13 protein-coding genes are annotated in these 14,028 nt (G+C 36.4%); 8 read left to right on the top strand and 5 right to left on the bottom strand.

Going from position 1 to position 14,028, the window contains the following annotated elements:
* Nucleotides 1-2 precede the first annotated feature (2 nt).
* The 5 genes from ABD682_RS10970 (at nt 3) to dnaN (ending at nt 4,387) form a co-directional block, all read left to right on the top strand.
* On the top strand, nt 3-299 hold the full coding sequence (locus ABD682_RS10970) for a putative quinol monooxygenase (protein ID WP_344741396.1): 297 nt from the start codon (nt 3-5) through the stop codon (nt 297-299).
* 24 nt (nt 300-323) lie between these two features.
* Nucleotides 324-1,043: a gliding motility-associated ABC transporter permease subunit GldF gene (gene gldF, locus ABD682_RS10965; protein WP_344741395.1), complete on the top strand. Its 720-nt coding sequence runs from the start codon at nt 324-326 to the stop codon at nt 1,041-1,043.
* Nucleotides 1,040-1,525, top strand: coding sequence for a hypothetical protein (locus ABD682_RS10960; RefSeq protein ID WP_344741394.1), 486 nt, complete (start codon nt 1,040-1,042; stop codon nt 1,523-1,525). Before gldF ends, ABD682_RS10960 begins: the two co-directional genes overlap by 4 nt.
* The gene (gene gldG, locus ABD682_RS10955; RefSeq protein WP_344741392.1) at nt 1,506-3,185 is read left to right on the top strand and encodes a gliding motility-associated ABC transporter substrate-binding protein GldG; all 1,680 of its coding nucleotides are present in this window, start codon (nt 1,506-1,508) and stop codon (nt 3,183-3,185) included. The genes ABD682_RS10960 and gldG overlap by 20 nt, the downstream gene beginning before the upstream one ends.
* Before the next feature lie 83 nt (nt 3,186-3,268).
* Nucleotides 3,269-4,387, top strand: coding sequence for a DNA polymerase III subunit beta (gene dnaN / locus ABD682_RS10950; protein WP_344741626.1), 1,119 nt, complete (start codon nt 3,269-3,271; stop codon nt 4,385-4,387).
* Between the two features lie 69 nt (nt 4,388-4,456).
* On the opposite strand, the gene ABD682_RS10945 is transcribed toward dnaN, so the two are convergent.
* Entirely contained in the window at nt 4,457-4,795 is a 339-nt protein-coding gene (locus tag ABD682_RS10945; RefSeq protein WP_344741391.1) for a DUF4870 domain-containing protein, read from the bottom strand.
* Nucleotides 4,796-4,899: 104 nt separating this feature from the next.
* A complete protein-coding gene (locus tag ABD682_RS10940; RefSeq protein ID WP_344741390.1) occupies nt 4,900-5,754 on the bottom strand; it encodes a universal stress protein in 855 nt (284 codons plus the stop codon).
* 174 nt (nt 5,755-5,928) lie between these two features.
* On the opposite strand from ABD682_RS10940, the gene ABD682_RS10935 reads away from it, so the two are divergent.
* Both ABD682_RS10935 and ABD682_RS10930 read left to right on the top strand, forming a co-directional pair.
* Nucleotides 5,929-6,699, top strand: a complete 771-nt coding sequence (locus tag ABD682_RS10935; RefSeq protein WP_344741388.1) for a DUF3108 domain-containing protein — start codon at nt 5,929-5,931, stop codon at nt 6,697-6,699.
* Nucleotides 6,700-6,701: 2 nt separating this feature from the next.
* Nucleotides 6,702-7,088: an FUSC family protein gene (locus ABD682_RS10930; RefSeq protein ID WP_344741387.1), complete on the top strand. Its 387-nt coding sequence runs from the start codon at nt 6,702-6,704 to the stop codon at nt 7,086-7,088.
* A 16-nt stretch (nt 7,089-7,104) separates the two neighbouring features.
* On the opposite strand, the gene ABD682_RS10925 is transcribed toward ABD682_RS10930, so the two are convergent.
* Nucleotides 7,105-7,644: a thioesterase family protein gene (locus ABD682_RS10925; RefSeq protein WP_344741386.1), complete on the bottom strand. Its 540-nt coding sequence runs from the start codon at nt 7,642-7,644 to the stop codon at nt 7,105-7,107.
* Nucleotides 7,645-8,233: 589 nt separating this feature from the next.
* On the opposite strand from ABD682_RS10925, the gene ABD682_RS10920 reads away from it, so the two are divergent.
* Nucleotides 8,234-8,974: an NIPSNAP family protein gene (locus tag ABD682_RS10920; protein WP_344741384.1), complete on the top strand. Its 741-nt coding sequence runs from the start codon at nt 8,234-8,236 to the stop codon at nt 8,972-8,974.
* 141 nt (nt 8,975-9,115) lie between these two features.
* Here the strand turns inward: ABD682_RS10920 and ABD682_RS10915 are convergent, their stop codons facing one another.
* Both ABD682_RS10915 and ABD682_RS10910 read right to left on the bottom strand, forming a co-directional pair.
* Nucleotides 9,116-11,167, bottom strand: a complete 2,052-nt coding sequence (locus tag ABD682_RS10915; RefSeq protein ID WP_344741382.1) for a DUF5060 domain-containing protein — start codon at nt 11,165-11,167, stop codon at nt 9,116-9,118.
* Between the two features lie 317 nt (nt 11,168-11,484).
* Nucleotides 11,485-13,542, bottom strand: a complete 2,058-nt coding sequence (locus ABD682_RS10910; protein ID WP_344741381.1) for a DUF5060 domain-containing protein — start codon at nt 13,540-13,542, stop codon at nt 11,485-11,487.
* Between the last annotated feature and the right edge of the window lie 486 nt (nt 13,543-14,028).

Here is a 14,028-nt window from a genome sequence, read left to right as displayed (position 1 = left end):
TTATGCTTGTACGAATAGTAAAAATGGGATTTTATAAACAAAATATCGAGGTGTTTCTGAAACATTTTGAAGGCTATAAATCACGCATTCGTGGCTTTGAAGGCTGCCGGTTATTAGAACTTTACCGTGATAAAAATGATCCCAGTGTATTTTTTACTTATAGTTATTGGGATGATGAAAAAGCACTTCAAAATTACAGAAGCTCTGAGGTTTTTAAGGATGTTTGGTCTAAAACAAAACCATTGTTCAGTATCAGGCCTGAAGCATGGAGTGTAAATAAAATAGAATTCTTGCCGTAATTTTTTTAATTTTATCATCGAAACATGCTCTCGATACTAAAAAAAGAAATAAACTCATTTTTTGCCTCACCTGTAGGGTATCTTGTTATCTCCATTTTCCTGGTTCTAAATGGCTTATTTCTCTGGCTTTTTAAAGGTAATTTCAACATCCCGGATTACGGCTTTGCCGATCTTTCCTCCTTCTTTTTACTGGCGCCCTGGATTTTGATCTTCTTGATTCCGGCGGTTACTATGCGAAGTTTTTCCGATGAAAAGAAACAAGGAACTTTAGAGTTATTATTAACCAAACCTATAGGTATTCGTAATATTATTTTAGGTAAATATTTTGCAGCTTTTGTTCTCATAATCATTGCGCTGTTACCAACCTTACTTTATGTATACACGGTGTACCAATTAGGAAATCCTGTTGGCAATATTGATCTGGGAAGTACTTTGGGCTCTTATTTTGGTCTGCTATTCCTGGTAGCCGCATACACAGCAATTGGAATATTTGCTTCTACATTTTCAAGCAATCAAATTGTGGCTTTTATTAGTGCGGTATTCTTGTGTTTTTTCTTTTATGCGGGATTTGAAGGGATCGCCGATTTCACTTTTAGTGATTTTATAGATCAGCTTGGTATGAAATATCATTTTAACAGCATGGGTCGCGGCGTTTTGGATACGCGAGATATCATTTACTTTTTAAGTATAACTGTATTCTTTTTAATCCTTACAAAATTAACCCTAAACCGCGAGCGCCAATGATCTACACCCCTTTGCATATTATATTTTTGGTTGTCATATTTTTATTGATGTGGTGGTTCGCCAATACCATAGACAAACGCAAATGGCTCAGTTTTTTGATCGCCCTGGTATTAACACCATTTGTATTCTATTATGTATTCTATCCGGTTTTAAATATTTTTAGTTCTTATCACCACGAAAAATACTTTGATGCCGAAGCCTGGAAAGAGGAACCGGCTTTACGTTATGAAATGAGTGATAATATGATCTCGGATAGCTTGTTTATTGGAAAAACCAAAGCACAGGTTGAAAAACAGTTAGGAGAGGCAGAATGGTATGGTTGGGACGATAACATAAAAGCAAACTCACCAGAACTGTGGAATTACAATTTAGGTTTTGAGCCAGGCGCTTTTAACCATATGCAGGAATGTTTGGAACTTACCTTTGACCATGATACGGTAACGGCGGTAAAACAATATCAACTTGAAAAGGAATTTGAATAAGACTATTAAATATATTGCCCTGGTTTTACTTACACTGATCGTTGTTAATGTGATTAGCAGTAAGGTCTATGAACGTTTTGATCTTACCAAGGATAAACGTTATACCTTAAGCGAGGCTACCAAAAATATTGTTGATGAGGCGGATTCGCCATTACAAATAGATATATTTTTAAAAGGTGATGATTTCCCTGCAGAATTCCGTCGTTTGCAAAGTGAAACGAAACAGATCCTTGAAGAATTCCATTCGGAAAATAATAATATCATTTTCAATTTTATCGATCCGCTTCAAGATGAAGCTAATCAGGATCAGGTTATCCAACAACTGACACAGCGCGGTTTAACTCCGATGCAGTTGAGCGTGCAGGAAAACGGTAAATCATCAAAAGCCATTATTTTTCCCTGGGCTTTGGCTAGCTATAACGATCAAACGGTCGCTATTTCATTGATAAAAAATAAGATTGGTGCTTCACAGCAGGATCTTGTTACCAACTCGATTCAACATCTGGAATACGCTTTTACGGATGGTTTTAAAAAATTGACCCAACCCAAAAGCAAGAAGATCGCTATTTTGAAAGGTAATGGCCAGTTGGCCGATAAATACATTGCTGATTTTGTCAAGAAAATTGGTTCCTACTATTTTATCGCACCCTTCACCTTAGATAGTGTGGGGAGCAATCCGCAGAAAACCTTGAAAGAACTGGAACAGTACGATCTGATCATTAATGCGAAACCTTTAGAGCCCTTTACAGATAGTGAAAAATATGTTTTGGACCAATATACCATGAATGGCGGCAAAAGCATGTGGCTTATTGATAAGGTGGCTATGGAAAAGGATAGCCTTTACAACAGCCGGGGCATGAACTATGCTGTTGGGCGCGAATTAAATCTTACGGATTTCTTCTTCAAATACGGCGTTCGTATCAATCCTAATTTGGTAAGTACCCTCTACTCTGCCCCAATTACTTTGGCTATTGGTCAGGGTAGCGATTCTCAATTTCAAAATTTACGTTGGCCCTATTCGCCTTTGGCGGGAACAGAAAATCATCATCCAATCGTTAATAACATCAATCTGGTGCGCTTTGATTTTGCCAACCAGATCGACACCCTTAAAAATGATGTGAAGAAAACTATTTTATTGGAATCCGCTCCTTTGAGCAAACTTGAAGGAACACCAAGTGAAATTAGTTTGAATATCGTAACCCAAGAACAGGATCTAAAGCTTTTTAATCATGGTAATATCACTTTGGCTGTATTGCTTGAAGGGGAATTTCATTCCGTGTTTGAAAATCGCCTGAAGCCTTTCAAAATAAATGATTTTAAAACCATTAGTGAACCCACAAAAATGGTGGTGATTTCTGATGGTGACCTCATTAAAAATGATGTTATCAAAAATCAGCCGCAGGAACTGGGCTTCGACCGTTGGACAGGACAACTTTACGGTAACAAAGAATTCCTACTCAATGCTGTGAATTATCTGCTTGATGATACGGGACTTATAAACATTCGATCAAAACAAATCTCTGTAGCCTTCCTGGACCAGCAAAAAATAGCCTCTCAAAAAACACTGTGGCAACTATTAAATATAGCACTACCACTGGTTTTATTGGCACTTTTCGGTTTTGTTTTCAATTACCTGAGAAAGAAAAAATATGGAGCTTAAATGTTAATAAGTTTGTTTCCAAATAAAGATGCGAAAGAATATCTTTGTAAATAGACATTTTGAAAACTAAACGCCAATAATTGATGAAATTTATTGTTTCCAGTACTTATTTATTAAAACAACTACAAGTTTTGGGTGGTGTTATTAACAATTCAAACACCTTACCTATTCTAGATAATTTTTTATTCGAATTAAATCAAAATAAACTCACCGTTTCTGCCAGTGATCTTGAAACTACTATGGCTTCAACACTCGATGTAGAAAGTGACAGCGAAGGTAGTGTCGCTATTCCGGCACGTTTGCTTTTGGATACACTCAAAACCTTTCCTGAACAACCATTAACCTTTGTTGTAGAGGATAATAACACAGTTGAAATCAGTTCGAATCACGGTAAATATGCGTTGGCTTATGCTGATGGCAATGAATTCCCTAAAGCTGTAGCCCTTGAAGACCCAAGCAAAACAGTTGTAACCGGCGATATTCTGGCCAGTGCAATAAGTAAAACGATATTTGCAGCAGGAAACGACGATCTTCGTCCTGTGATGAGTGGCGTGTTTTTTCAGTTCTCTACGGAAGGTTTAACCTTTGTGGCAACCGATGCCCATAAACTGGTTAAATACACAAGAGAGGATGTAAAGGCAAGTCAGGTAGCAGAATTCATCATGCCTAAAAAACCTTTGAATCTTTTAAAAGGAATTTTAGCAGCCAGTGAAGAAGATGTGATTATTGAATACAACGACAGTAATGCAAAATTTACTTTTGAAAATTCAGAATTGATTTGTCGTTTGATCGATGGAAAATATCCAAATTACGAGGCGGTAATTCCAAAAGAAAATCCGAATAAACTTGTGATCGACAGAACCCAATTCTTAAATTCTGTGCGTCGTGTAAGTATTTTTTCAAATAAAACAACACATCAGATCCGTTTAAAAATTGCCGGAGCTGAATTGAATATTTCAGCTGAAGATGTAGACTACAGTAATAAAGCTGAAGAGCGTTTAACCTGTGATTATCAGGGCGACGATATGCAAATCGGTTTTAACTCACGCTTCCTTACTGAAATGCTTAATAATCTGAGTTCAGATGAAGTGCAATTGGAAATGAGTATGCCAAATCGTGCAGGAATCTTAACCCCTGTTGATGGTCTGGATGATGGTGAGCATGTAACTATGCTTGTAATGCCGGTGATGCTAAATTCATAAAAAAAATTATTCCATAACCAAAAAACGCTCACCGATTGGTGAGCGTTTTTGTTTATCTCTAAAAACTAACTAACTAATAAAATTAAGAGATAACGGATATTTTGCAATTTCTCCATGGCTGGCTTTGATCGCATTCACGATCGGAAATACAAAGGATATGATCCCTACTCCAATCAAGCCTACGATACCCAAACCGAACAAGAAAATTAACGGAATACATAATAAGGCATAAATAATCATGCTAATTTGAAAATTCAAAATATTCTTACCATGGGCATCCATGGTATATACCTTTTCTTTCTGTGTTAACCATAATATTAATGGCAACAACAAACTACCGAAGCCAATGACTAAGGTGATTAGCTGACTCAAATGGGTCAGCACGATGAGTTGATTATCTTCTTTCATGATGATGGTTTTGTTTTGATTGACAGTAATAGGACGTAGACTCATTGTTTTTGTTACACCGAATCTTGGAATAATTTATTCCTTTAAAAAAAAACATAAAATTTTCAACTATCTGATTTAACCTGTTTTAGAACGAGTAAGGGCAAATCGATTTTAAAAGCGAAGGTTTCCACACGATATTCAGAAAATAATCGATTTAAAAAGCCATGGGTCTTAGCCAACATAACAATCAGTTTTAATTTATGAGCATCTGCAAATTCATGAATCCCATTATAAACCGAATCTTTATGGTTTGGTATGCGTTGAATAGATACATCATCAAAATTTAATTTAAAAAAATCGACATTATCATTTAATTCTATTTCGGTGTCCTCACTCTGGATAACGTGCATCACAAATAAATGGGATTTATGTCGAACCAAAAGATCGCGTAAAAACTTAAAATCCTGCTCTTCATATTTCGATTTAAAGCTTGTAGTGAACCCAACCTCATCAAGATTTTTAAAACGACATTTATCAGGAATTACCAAAACAGGAACTTTAGAACGCTTAATAACATGTACCGTGTTACTGCCAAACAACATTTTCTTTAATCCTGAAGCTCCATGGGTGCCCATTACGATCAGATCAATTTTATGTTGTGTGGTGATCTGGTTTACTGAATCAACAAAATTATCGTAATCAACCAGCGCATGAAAAATGTGATTATCATTTTTAAATTGCTTTTTAAGATTAACAATTAGATTATTGATCGATTTTTTGGCAGCTTCAACAAGCGTATTGTAAAGGGTTGCTGTAGAAGACATTACCAACATATCATCCGAAATGAAGGAAGAGGCCTTTTGAATGTTCAAAATATAAAACTCACATCTTTCATCCTTAAATAAACGCATAGCGTAATGAATGGCATTTACGGAGTTATTTGAGAAGTCGGTTGGTAAGAGTATGGCTTTCATCATCAAAGAAAATAGGTTCTTTGTAAAATTATAACAGTTAATTACCAGAAAATATGATAATTGTCAGTTCATCGATTTCTTCGAAATGGCCCAATTTAAATTAGTATAAAACTGATATGAATTGTATTTTCGGCACAATAAATGTTTACAAAAACGTTATAAATTAAAATCTACAACATGCTTCGAACTTTCTTAATCGCACTGTGTTTTTCTTTTACCTTTCTATCTTACGCACAAAACGATGCCATTGGTTACAATGAAACCTTGGTTTACACGGCATCGTATAACATGTCGGGTATATTAAACGATCTTGCCGAGATCAAGATGGAAACCAGTCCGGTAAAAACCTCAAAAGCTACACTTCTTCAATTAAAGTGTACTGCAGCTACCTATAGTAAATGGGACAATTTTTTTAAAATTCGTGACCTTTATGAAAGTTATGTAAGTCCGAAAAGCCTAACGCCATACCTTTACAAAAGAGATATTACTGAAGGCGGTTTTTACAAGTATATGAAATACACGTTTAGCCACAAAACGCATACTGTAAAATCTCAGATGAAAAAGAAAAATGGTTATGAGGAAAACAAAAGCGTTTCGATTGGAAATAGCACAAAAGATATTGTATCCACACTGTATTCCATCAGGCTTTTAGATTATAGTTCTATGAGTGTAGGGACGGTAAAGACATTTACCATTATTTTTGATAATAAGGAATTGAAAGGACAATTTACTTATTTAGGTAAGGAAACCATAAGTACGGCCCTTGGCAAAAAAAGTTGTTATAAATTAGCGCTTGGTTCTCGAAGTACCAATGCCTTACAAGGCACCAACAGCAATTTGATATGGCTCACTGCTGACGCCAATAAAATTATTGTCTACGGAAAATTCAAGATCCCGGTTGGAACCGGAGAACTACGCATTAAATCCGCCTCCGGCTTAAGAAATTAATTATGAAAAAGTTGTTTACCATTTTGGCCCTAATTGCAGCGATTTTAGCTATAATTTTAGCTGTATTACCTGTTTCCAATCTGGCTGTAATACCAAGTATTGCTGCCCTTATTTTTGGTGTGCTTGCCTTTTATTTTTCAAAGAAATCCGGTGAGGTTAAAAAATTAGTGCAATTCAGTTTTTTACTTACCACCGCGGCATTGGTTTTGGTTGTTTATAAAGCCTTATTTACCGAAACAGAAGTAAGTAGCACGGAAACATTAGATGCCAAAGAAACTCAGTTTAAAGAAGAAGCCATTGATGAATTGGAAGAGCTTGATATCGATAATATTGATGAGATCGATGGCATCGAATTAGATGATAGCATTGAAGATATCGAGTTGAATTAATCTCAGTTTTCAACTTTTAAAATAATAAACTATTTTGTAGGATCTCATAATCTTGTTCAAATAGATCCAATATTTCTGCTGACGGCATTCTAACAGCTCTGTTAATACCACTATTGATCAATATATCCTTAATATTTTGAGCTTTTTTATGTTTCCAAAATCCCGCTTTTGTAAATCCAATAGCGCATAGCTCACCATCTTGCGTAAAGGTTTGTCTATGATATACCCATTTGTCATCAGCACCTTCGAATTTTAAAGTGATTTCGAATTTCCGCAATTTTCGTAAGGGTTTTCTATAAATAATTTTTTGCGAAGCCAGCACCCCAAACATCCCTTTTTTTACCGTGTTATTATAAAGCTTTGAGCGGAAGACCACCTCATAACGAATAAGATCCATGTAATAAAAATATTTGGAATTTGCCATGAAACGAAACGATTCGCAATCCAAAAGATTAACACGGCGTGTTCTTGTGAGATCAGTTCCCGGAGGTATTTTTTTCCAAAAAAATCGGGACCCGATAAAAATGTAGATCATGTGTAACCAGTAATAAATCATACGCTAAAGATTTAGTTTGCAGGTTACGTCATTATTTTAGATCTGATTTAAAACCTCTATGTTATTCTTCAATTCTTGTTGAATGTTTAAGAGCTATTTTCCAACTTTCGTTGATTTTTCTGAATATAGTACTTTCGAGCCAATGAAAATTTTTAGAAATATTATTGATTGTTTTCGTTGGATATAGGTCCTAAACCACGTATGCAATATCGTCATAAATTTTCACATCCGAAATATTAAACGAACCTACCCTTTTCTCTTTAGGGTTTTTATTATTCTTTAACTATTCGATTTCTTTATTTAGGTTCCAAATTTCTCGATTTTTCAGTAGGATGTAATCATTAGTAATATTTTCAAGATGTTTTTAAATATCGTAATTTCCAAAATCTTTATCATCTTTTTTAAGAAGCTCTGCGATGGCAACTGAGTCATTTTCGAATTGAACCGGTACACATTGAAAAAGAATAAAATTACTATTAAAGTTTCTCTCATGATGCGGTGTTCATGGATAGCTGGAAATGAATTTTGAGTAAGATAGGGAAAAAACGCAGATTGATAATTCAAGAAAATTCACTAATTTGAGTCCATTATGAAGCATTTATTCGCTACACTACTTTTCGTTTTAATAATGAGCTTTTCAGTCCAAGCTCAAACCCAAGTTTACGAACTTAGGGTGTACGAATTGGAATTTTTTAGATCTGCGGACTTGTTACACAATTATTTTAAAGAAGCGCTTATTCCTGCCTTAAACCGGCAAGGCGTAAAACATGTTGGCGTTTTTGAAGAAGTAGGTGAATCATTACCTAAAAAGATCTATCTTCTAATTCCGCATCATGATGTTGTTAGTTATCAGAACAGTGAGCGCCATTTATTTGATGATGATATCTACATAAAATCTGCTAAAAACTACCTGTCTGCAGACCAAAACAGCATACCATTTAAAAGGATCCACACTAGTCTTATATCTAGCACTAAAGAATTTCCCGAACTCATTGTTCCTAAAAATGCAGGTATTTACGAACTCCGGATTTACGAAAGTCAGCAGGAAGGTGCGTTGAAAAGTAAATTAAAAATGTTCGAGAGCGAGTTTAGCATTTTCGCCGATGCGGGATTACCTATGGTATTCTATGGTAAAAATATCGCAGGTGATCATATGCCTTGCCTTACCTATATGTTGGCAAATACCGATTTGGAAGAAAATAAAAGCGGCTGGTCTAAATTTATCAATCACCCTAACTGGAAGCAATTAACGTCCATGGATGAATTTAAAGGCAACATGAGTAATATTATCAGGGTCTTTCTTAAACCTTTAAAATACTCGCAGATTTAACTCCAATCTATTACAGGTTATTATCAGGTGCAACAATTGGTGTTCGGTTTGTTGCACTTGCCTGCAGATAGGCGATTAAAACCTAACTTCAAAAAACCACCTTAATTCTCCTACTTTCCTAAATCCAGATATTATTTTTAACTACTTAATAACCAGTTTTTGAGAATACCCTTGCTTGGCAGAACTTTCAAATTTCAAAATATAGATACCGGAATTCAAGTGACCCAAATTCATTTTTTGATTATTCTTTGATATTTCAACAGAAGTTTCATCTAAAATGCGCCCACTGATATCAAAAATTCTTAGAGTATATATATCGTTATCCAGTCCGGAGATATTGATATAACCAGGAGCCGTTGGGTTTGGAAAGATTTTCAAATCTTTACTACGCTCTCGTTCCTTATTCGTTATAAGTGTTTGATTTTTTTTAAGGTACACCACCCAACTCTTATCTTGGTTATTCGGCGGATTACCTATAGATTGGGCAGTTCCTGAACTCAAAGCACTTAAAGAACCATCTTGTAAAGCACCGCCGTTTCTTGGATCAAACCATTTTATTGTAAAATCACTACTGCCGGTCAGGTCAATATCTGCTGTACCCCCTCCTGGTAAAAAAATAACATAATTCTCCGTGCCATCACTAAATAATCGTCCAGTACTAACAGCATCATTATCATTGAACATGTTCCAAAAAGGAATAGCATTATCATATAAAAAATCTTTAGCATAACGCATTCGGTTAAAGAAGTCCGACCAAAGCGTATAATTATCCTCGGTAATATCGCCGTTATTGGAATAATAATGAATCCCGGCACCTCCTGCCGTTAAACTTGCCCAAAGCGATCTCTCTGTCCATGTCTCAATATTCATGTTACTATTATTGTATGGTTCTGTGTAACGAATCACCCATTTTGTACCATCAGCCTCAGCCAAATCGTGGAACGACTTGACTTTATTGTGTCCTGAACCGTAACTATCATAACTTCCCTGCAGGGATATACAGGTTAGCGAGGACGTACCGGAAAGATCTAATAGCTCAGAAAATATTGAAAAATCCGTGTTTGGTCCATTATGTACACTTATGAGATCGGTATACGGTGTGAGTGCCTGAATGTAGGCTGCGGCCTCCTCAATCTGTGTAGCTGTATAGAAGTCGGCACCAGGTCCGTTGTGCTCCCAGTTGGCTTCTTCGCCAATGTTGTAAATTATGTTTAAATAGCCAAAACGAGCAATAAGCTCCCTGTAATATAATTTTCTGCTTGTTGAAAAATCATGTTGTCCAACACCTTCCTGATCTTCAAACCAATTGCTGTTTTCGTCTTCAGTTAGTACAAATTCCTGAATCAAGCCTTTATTGTACATGTGATCAAAAACTATTTGCCATTGGGCAAGTTTGGAAACATCGTAGCTTGTGTATTCCGTGTTGCTCGGAAATGGAAAGGCCTCTTTACCATCTCCTTCAATGTTCATGGTTAAAAAGTATTGCACATTCATCCCCTGGCTTGCCAGATAATTTACAGCACCCATAATTTCAGTACCTTTTCCGCCAGCCCAGGTGGGATCGCTACCATCTTGATAAGCTGCTACTTCAGTAAACGTATGTCTTCCTACTGTGGCATCAAAATCGCCGTATTCTAAAAAGGTTTCAGGACTATCGGCACCAACTTCGTAGAAATAAGTCCCATCAGCAAACCGGGCATAATCCTCCTGAACATACTCCAACTTGCCATGAGCTCTAAAATCGTTACCGGTTTTATCCGTGGCTGTGATAGTAAACGTTCCGCTAGCACCATCAATCGAAGTTGCACTTCCTGCATTGACATCCGGACTCACCGCTATGTCAACGCCTGTTCTAAAGGAAACCTCGTAGCTCCACAACCCGGTTTCGTTAGGGTTTAGATGAACGCGCCATTTATCACCGCTGGTTGCCGATGTATTGGCAGCATTGCCATCTGCGGCAAAATAGCCGGGAACCACATAGGTTTCATTTCCTGGAGAGGTAAACGTAACATTCATCCTGTAATTTAAAAAGGTATCCGGGGCTTCTGATACATTCAATCCGGTAAAGGTTAAGGTTGTTTTATGATATTGTTTAAGATCACCGGTTATACTCACTTGGGCATGGGTGTAAAAAAAAGAAAATGTTAGGGTAAGGGCGCAAAATAACATGCGCATTGTAGGGTTTAGTGTCATGATCAATTAATTAATTTGGGTTCTACAATATTAAATATATAATTGATAAACTGAAAACCAAGCGATTAAAATAATTAGCAATTTCATGGATTCAAACCGTTTGTCTGAAAAATTAAAAAAATTGAGATGATAACCAGGAATACCTATCCACGATAGTAGCCATATTTTCAATAACCCGCTCTTGCCATACGTTTTAAGGAAGTAATATAATTGGTCTCCGGTTTATTACACCTGTCTGCAGACAGACAGTTTAAACCTAGCTACAAAAAAACACCTCATTCCATTTATTTTCCTAAATCCAGATATTGTTTTTTTAACTACTTAATAACCAGCTTCTGAGAATACGCTTGCTTGGTAGAACTTTCAAATTTTAAAATATAGATTCCCGAGTTTAAATGACCCATATTAATTTTTTGATTATTATCTGATATTTCAACTGTAGTTATGTCTAAAAGGCGTCCACTGATATCAAAAACCCTCAACGCATATCTATCGTTATGAAGTCCGGAAATATTGATATAACCGGGAGTCGTGGGATTAGGAAAAATTTTAAAATCTGAGCTAAGCTCCTGTTCTTCATTTGTAGAAAGTGATTCATTTTTTTTAATGAATACCACCCAACTTTTCTCTGGATTATTCGGTGGATCACCTATAGATTGAGCACTTCCTGAATTCACAGAAGTTATTGAACCATCTTGTAAACCGCAGCCATTTCTGGGATCAAACCATTTTATAATATAATTATTACTACCGGGCAGGTCAATATCGGCTGTCCCTCCTTCAGCTAAAAAAACAATATAATTATCAGTGCCATCACTCAATAAGCTTCCCCTGCTGATAGCATCATTATCATTGGACATGTTCCAAAAAGGAATCGCATTGTCGGTTAAAAATTCTTTAGCATAATGCATTCGAAGAAAAAATCCTTTCCAGAGTCTATAGTTGTCTTCGGAAATATCGCCGTCATTGGAATTATAATGAATACCGGCTCCTCCTGCGGTTAAACTCGCCCAGAGCGATCTCTCTGTCCATGTATCCAAATCTATCATACTATTACTATCATAGTATGGTTCTGTATAACGTATCACCCAATTGGTACCATCGTTTTGAGCCAAGTCATGAATGTCATTTAATTCATCATGTCCTGAACTGTAATTATCATAGCTTCCTTGAAGCGATATACAGGTTAGCGACGAAGAACCGGAAAGATCTGTTAGCTCAGAAAATATTGAAAAATCCGTGTTTGGTCCATTATGTATACTTATGAGATCGGTATACGGTGTGAGTGCCTGAATGTAGGCTGCAGCCTCCTCAACCTGTGCAGCTGTATAATAGTCGTTGCCTTTTCCGAAGTTTTCCCAGTTGGCTTCTTCACCAATATTATAAATTACATTTAAATAGCCAAAGCGAGCAATAAGCTCCCTGTAATATAATTTTCTGCTTGTTGAAAAATCATGTAGTCCAACACCTTCCTGTTCTTCAAACCAATTGCTGTTTCTATCTTCAGTTAGTGCAAATTCCTGAATCATTCCTTTGTTGTACATGTGATCAAAAACTATTTGCCATTGGGCTAGTTTGGAAACATCGTAGGTTGTGTATTCCGTATCACTCGGAAATGGGAAGGCCTCCTTACCATCCCCGTTAATGTTCATGGTTAAGAAGTACTGCACATTCATACTCCGGCTTGCCATGTAATTTACAGCACTCATAATTTCAATACCTTTTCCGCCGGCCCAGGTAGGATCACTATCATCTTGATATTCTACGATTTCTTCAAACGTATGTCTTCCTACTGTGGCATCAAAATCGCCGTATTCTAAAAAAGTTTCAGGGCTATCCGAACCAATTTCATAGAAGTAGGTCCCATCAGCAAATTGGGCATAAGGCTTATCAACATACTGCAACTTGCCATGAGCTCTAAAATCGTTACCGGTTTTATCCGTGGCTGCAATAGTAAACGTACCACTAGTACCATCAATAGATGTTGCACTTCCGGCATTGGCATCTGAACTCACCGCTATATCAGTACCTGTTCTAAAGGAAACAACATAGCTCCATACTCCGATTTCGTCAGGATTTATATGAACACGCCATTTATCACCGCTGGTTGCGGAAGTGTTAGCGGCATCACCATCTGCTGCAAAATAGCCGGGAACTACATAAATTTCATTTCCAGGAGAGGTAAACGTAACATTCATCCTGTAATTTAAAAAGGTTCCCGGGGCTTCTGACACATTCAATCCGGTAAATGTTAAGGTCGTTTTATGGTATTGTTTTAGATCTCCGGTTATACTCAACTGAGCATGGATGCGAGAAAAAGAAAATGTTAGGGTAAGGGCGCATAGCAACATGCGCATTGTAGGGTTTAGTTTCATAGACAATTAATTAATTTGGGGACTGCAATTTAAAAATATTATTGATAAACTGAAAATCAGAGGGTTAAAATACCCGGAATTTCATGGATTCAAACCGTTTGTCTAAAAAATTATAAAAATGAGGTATTCAAGAATAAATTATACGCCATGGCAACCATATTTTCAATGGCCCTCTTTTGCGGTTGGTTTTTTAAAAGGGTTATCAAAAAAACTATCACAGAATAAATTGAAGTACAAGAAAAACCGCCATTTCATTATTCTTTTCTATAGTCGAAATACTGACTTTATCCAAACCTTTAACACCCTTTCGTTTCACTTCAGGAAAAACCTCATAAATAACCATATTTTAATAAATTGGGGCATTTTCCAAAGAAGTCCATCCTTTCCTTGTTCTGATGATCTTGTTCTTTCCAATCATTTGGTTTTCATTGTTGAACATTTCGGCTATGATTTGGCAACAAATGGGCGTTATAAATTACAGCGCTT

Origin of the sequence: Gaetbulibacter aestuarii (assembly GCF_039537665.1) — a bacterium.
Lineage (GTDB): Bacteria > Bacteroidota > Bacteroidia > Flavobacteriales > Flavobacteriaceae > Gaetbulibacter_A > Gaetbulibacter_A aestuarii.
Note: the sequence above shows the minus strand (reverse complement) of the source record. Positions and strands in the feature narration are given on the sequence as shown.

What these genes read in the sequence shown, in the direction of transcription:
- ABD682_RS10945 (WP_344741391.1), bottom strand. Translation starts at nt 4,795, where the DNA reads ATGAAAGAAGATAATCAACTCATCGTGCTGACCCATTTGAGTCAGCTA.
- ABD682_RS10960 (WP_344741394.1), top strand. Translation starts at nt 1,040, where the DNA reads ATGATCTACACCCCTTTGCATATTATATTTTTGGTTGTCATATTTTTA.
- ABD682_RS10935 (WP_344741388.1), top strand. Translation starts at nt 5,929, where the DNA reads ATGCTTCGAACTTTCTTAATCGCACTGTGTTTTTCTTTTACCTTTCTA.
- dnaN (WP_344741626.1), top strand. Translation starts at nt 3,269, where the DNA reads ATGAAATTTATTGTTTCCAGTACTTATTTATTAAAACAACTACAAGTT.
- ABD682_RS10910 (WP_344741381.1), bottom strand. Translation starts at nt 13,542, where the DNA reads ATGAAACTAAACCCTACAATGCGCATGTTGCTATGCGCCCTTACCCTA.
- ABD682_RS10940 (WP_344741390.1), bottom strand. Translation starts at nt 5,754, where the DNA reads ATGATGAAAGCCATACTCTTACCAACCGACTTCTCAAATAACTCCGTA.
- ABD682_RS10970 (WP_344741396.1), top strand. Translation starts at nt 3, where the DNA reads ATGCTTGTACGAATAGTAAAAATGGGATTTTATAAACAAAATATCGAG.
- ABD682_RS10915 (WP_344741382.1), bottom strand. Translation starts at nt 11,167, where the DNA reads ATGACACTAAACCCTACAATGCGCATGTTATTTTGCGCCCTTACCCTA.
- ABD682_RS10925 (WP_344741386.1), bottom strand. Translation starts at nt 7,644, where the DNA reads ATGATTTATTACTGGTTACACATGATCTACATTTTTATCGGGTCCCGA.
- ABD682_RS10920 (WP_344741384.1), top strand. Translation starts at nt 8,234, where the DNA reads ATGAAGCATTTATTCGCTACACTACTTTTCGTTTTAATAATGAGCTTT.
- gldF (WP_344741395.1), top strand. Translation starts at nt 324, where the DNA reads ATGCTCTCGATACTAAAAAAAGAAATAAACTCATTTTTTGCCTCACCT.
- ABD682_RS10930 (WP_344741387.1), top strand. Translation starts at nt 6,702, where the DNA reads ATGAAAAAGTTGTTTACCATTTTGGCCCTAATTGCAGCGATTTTAGCT.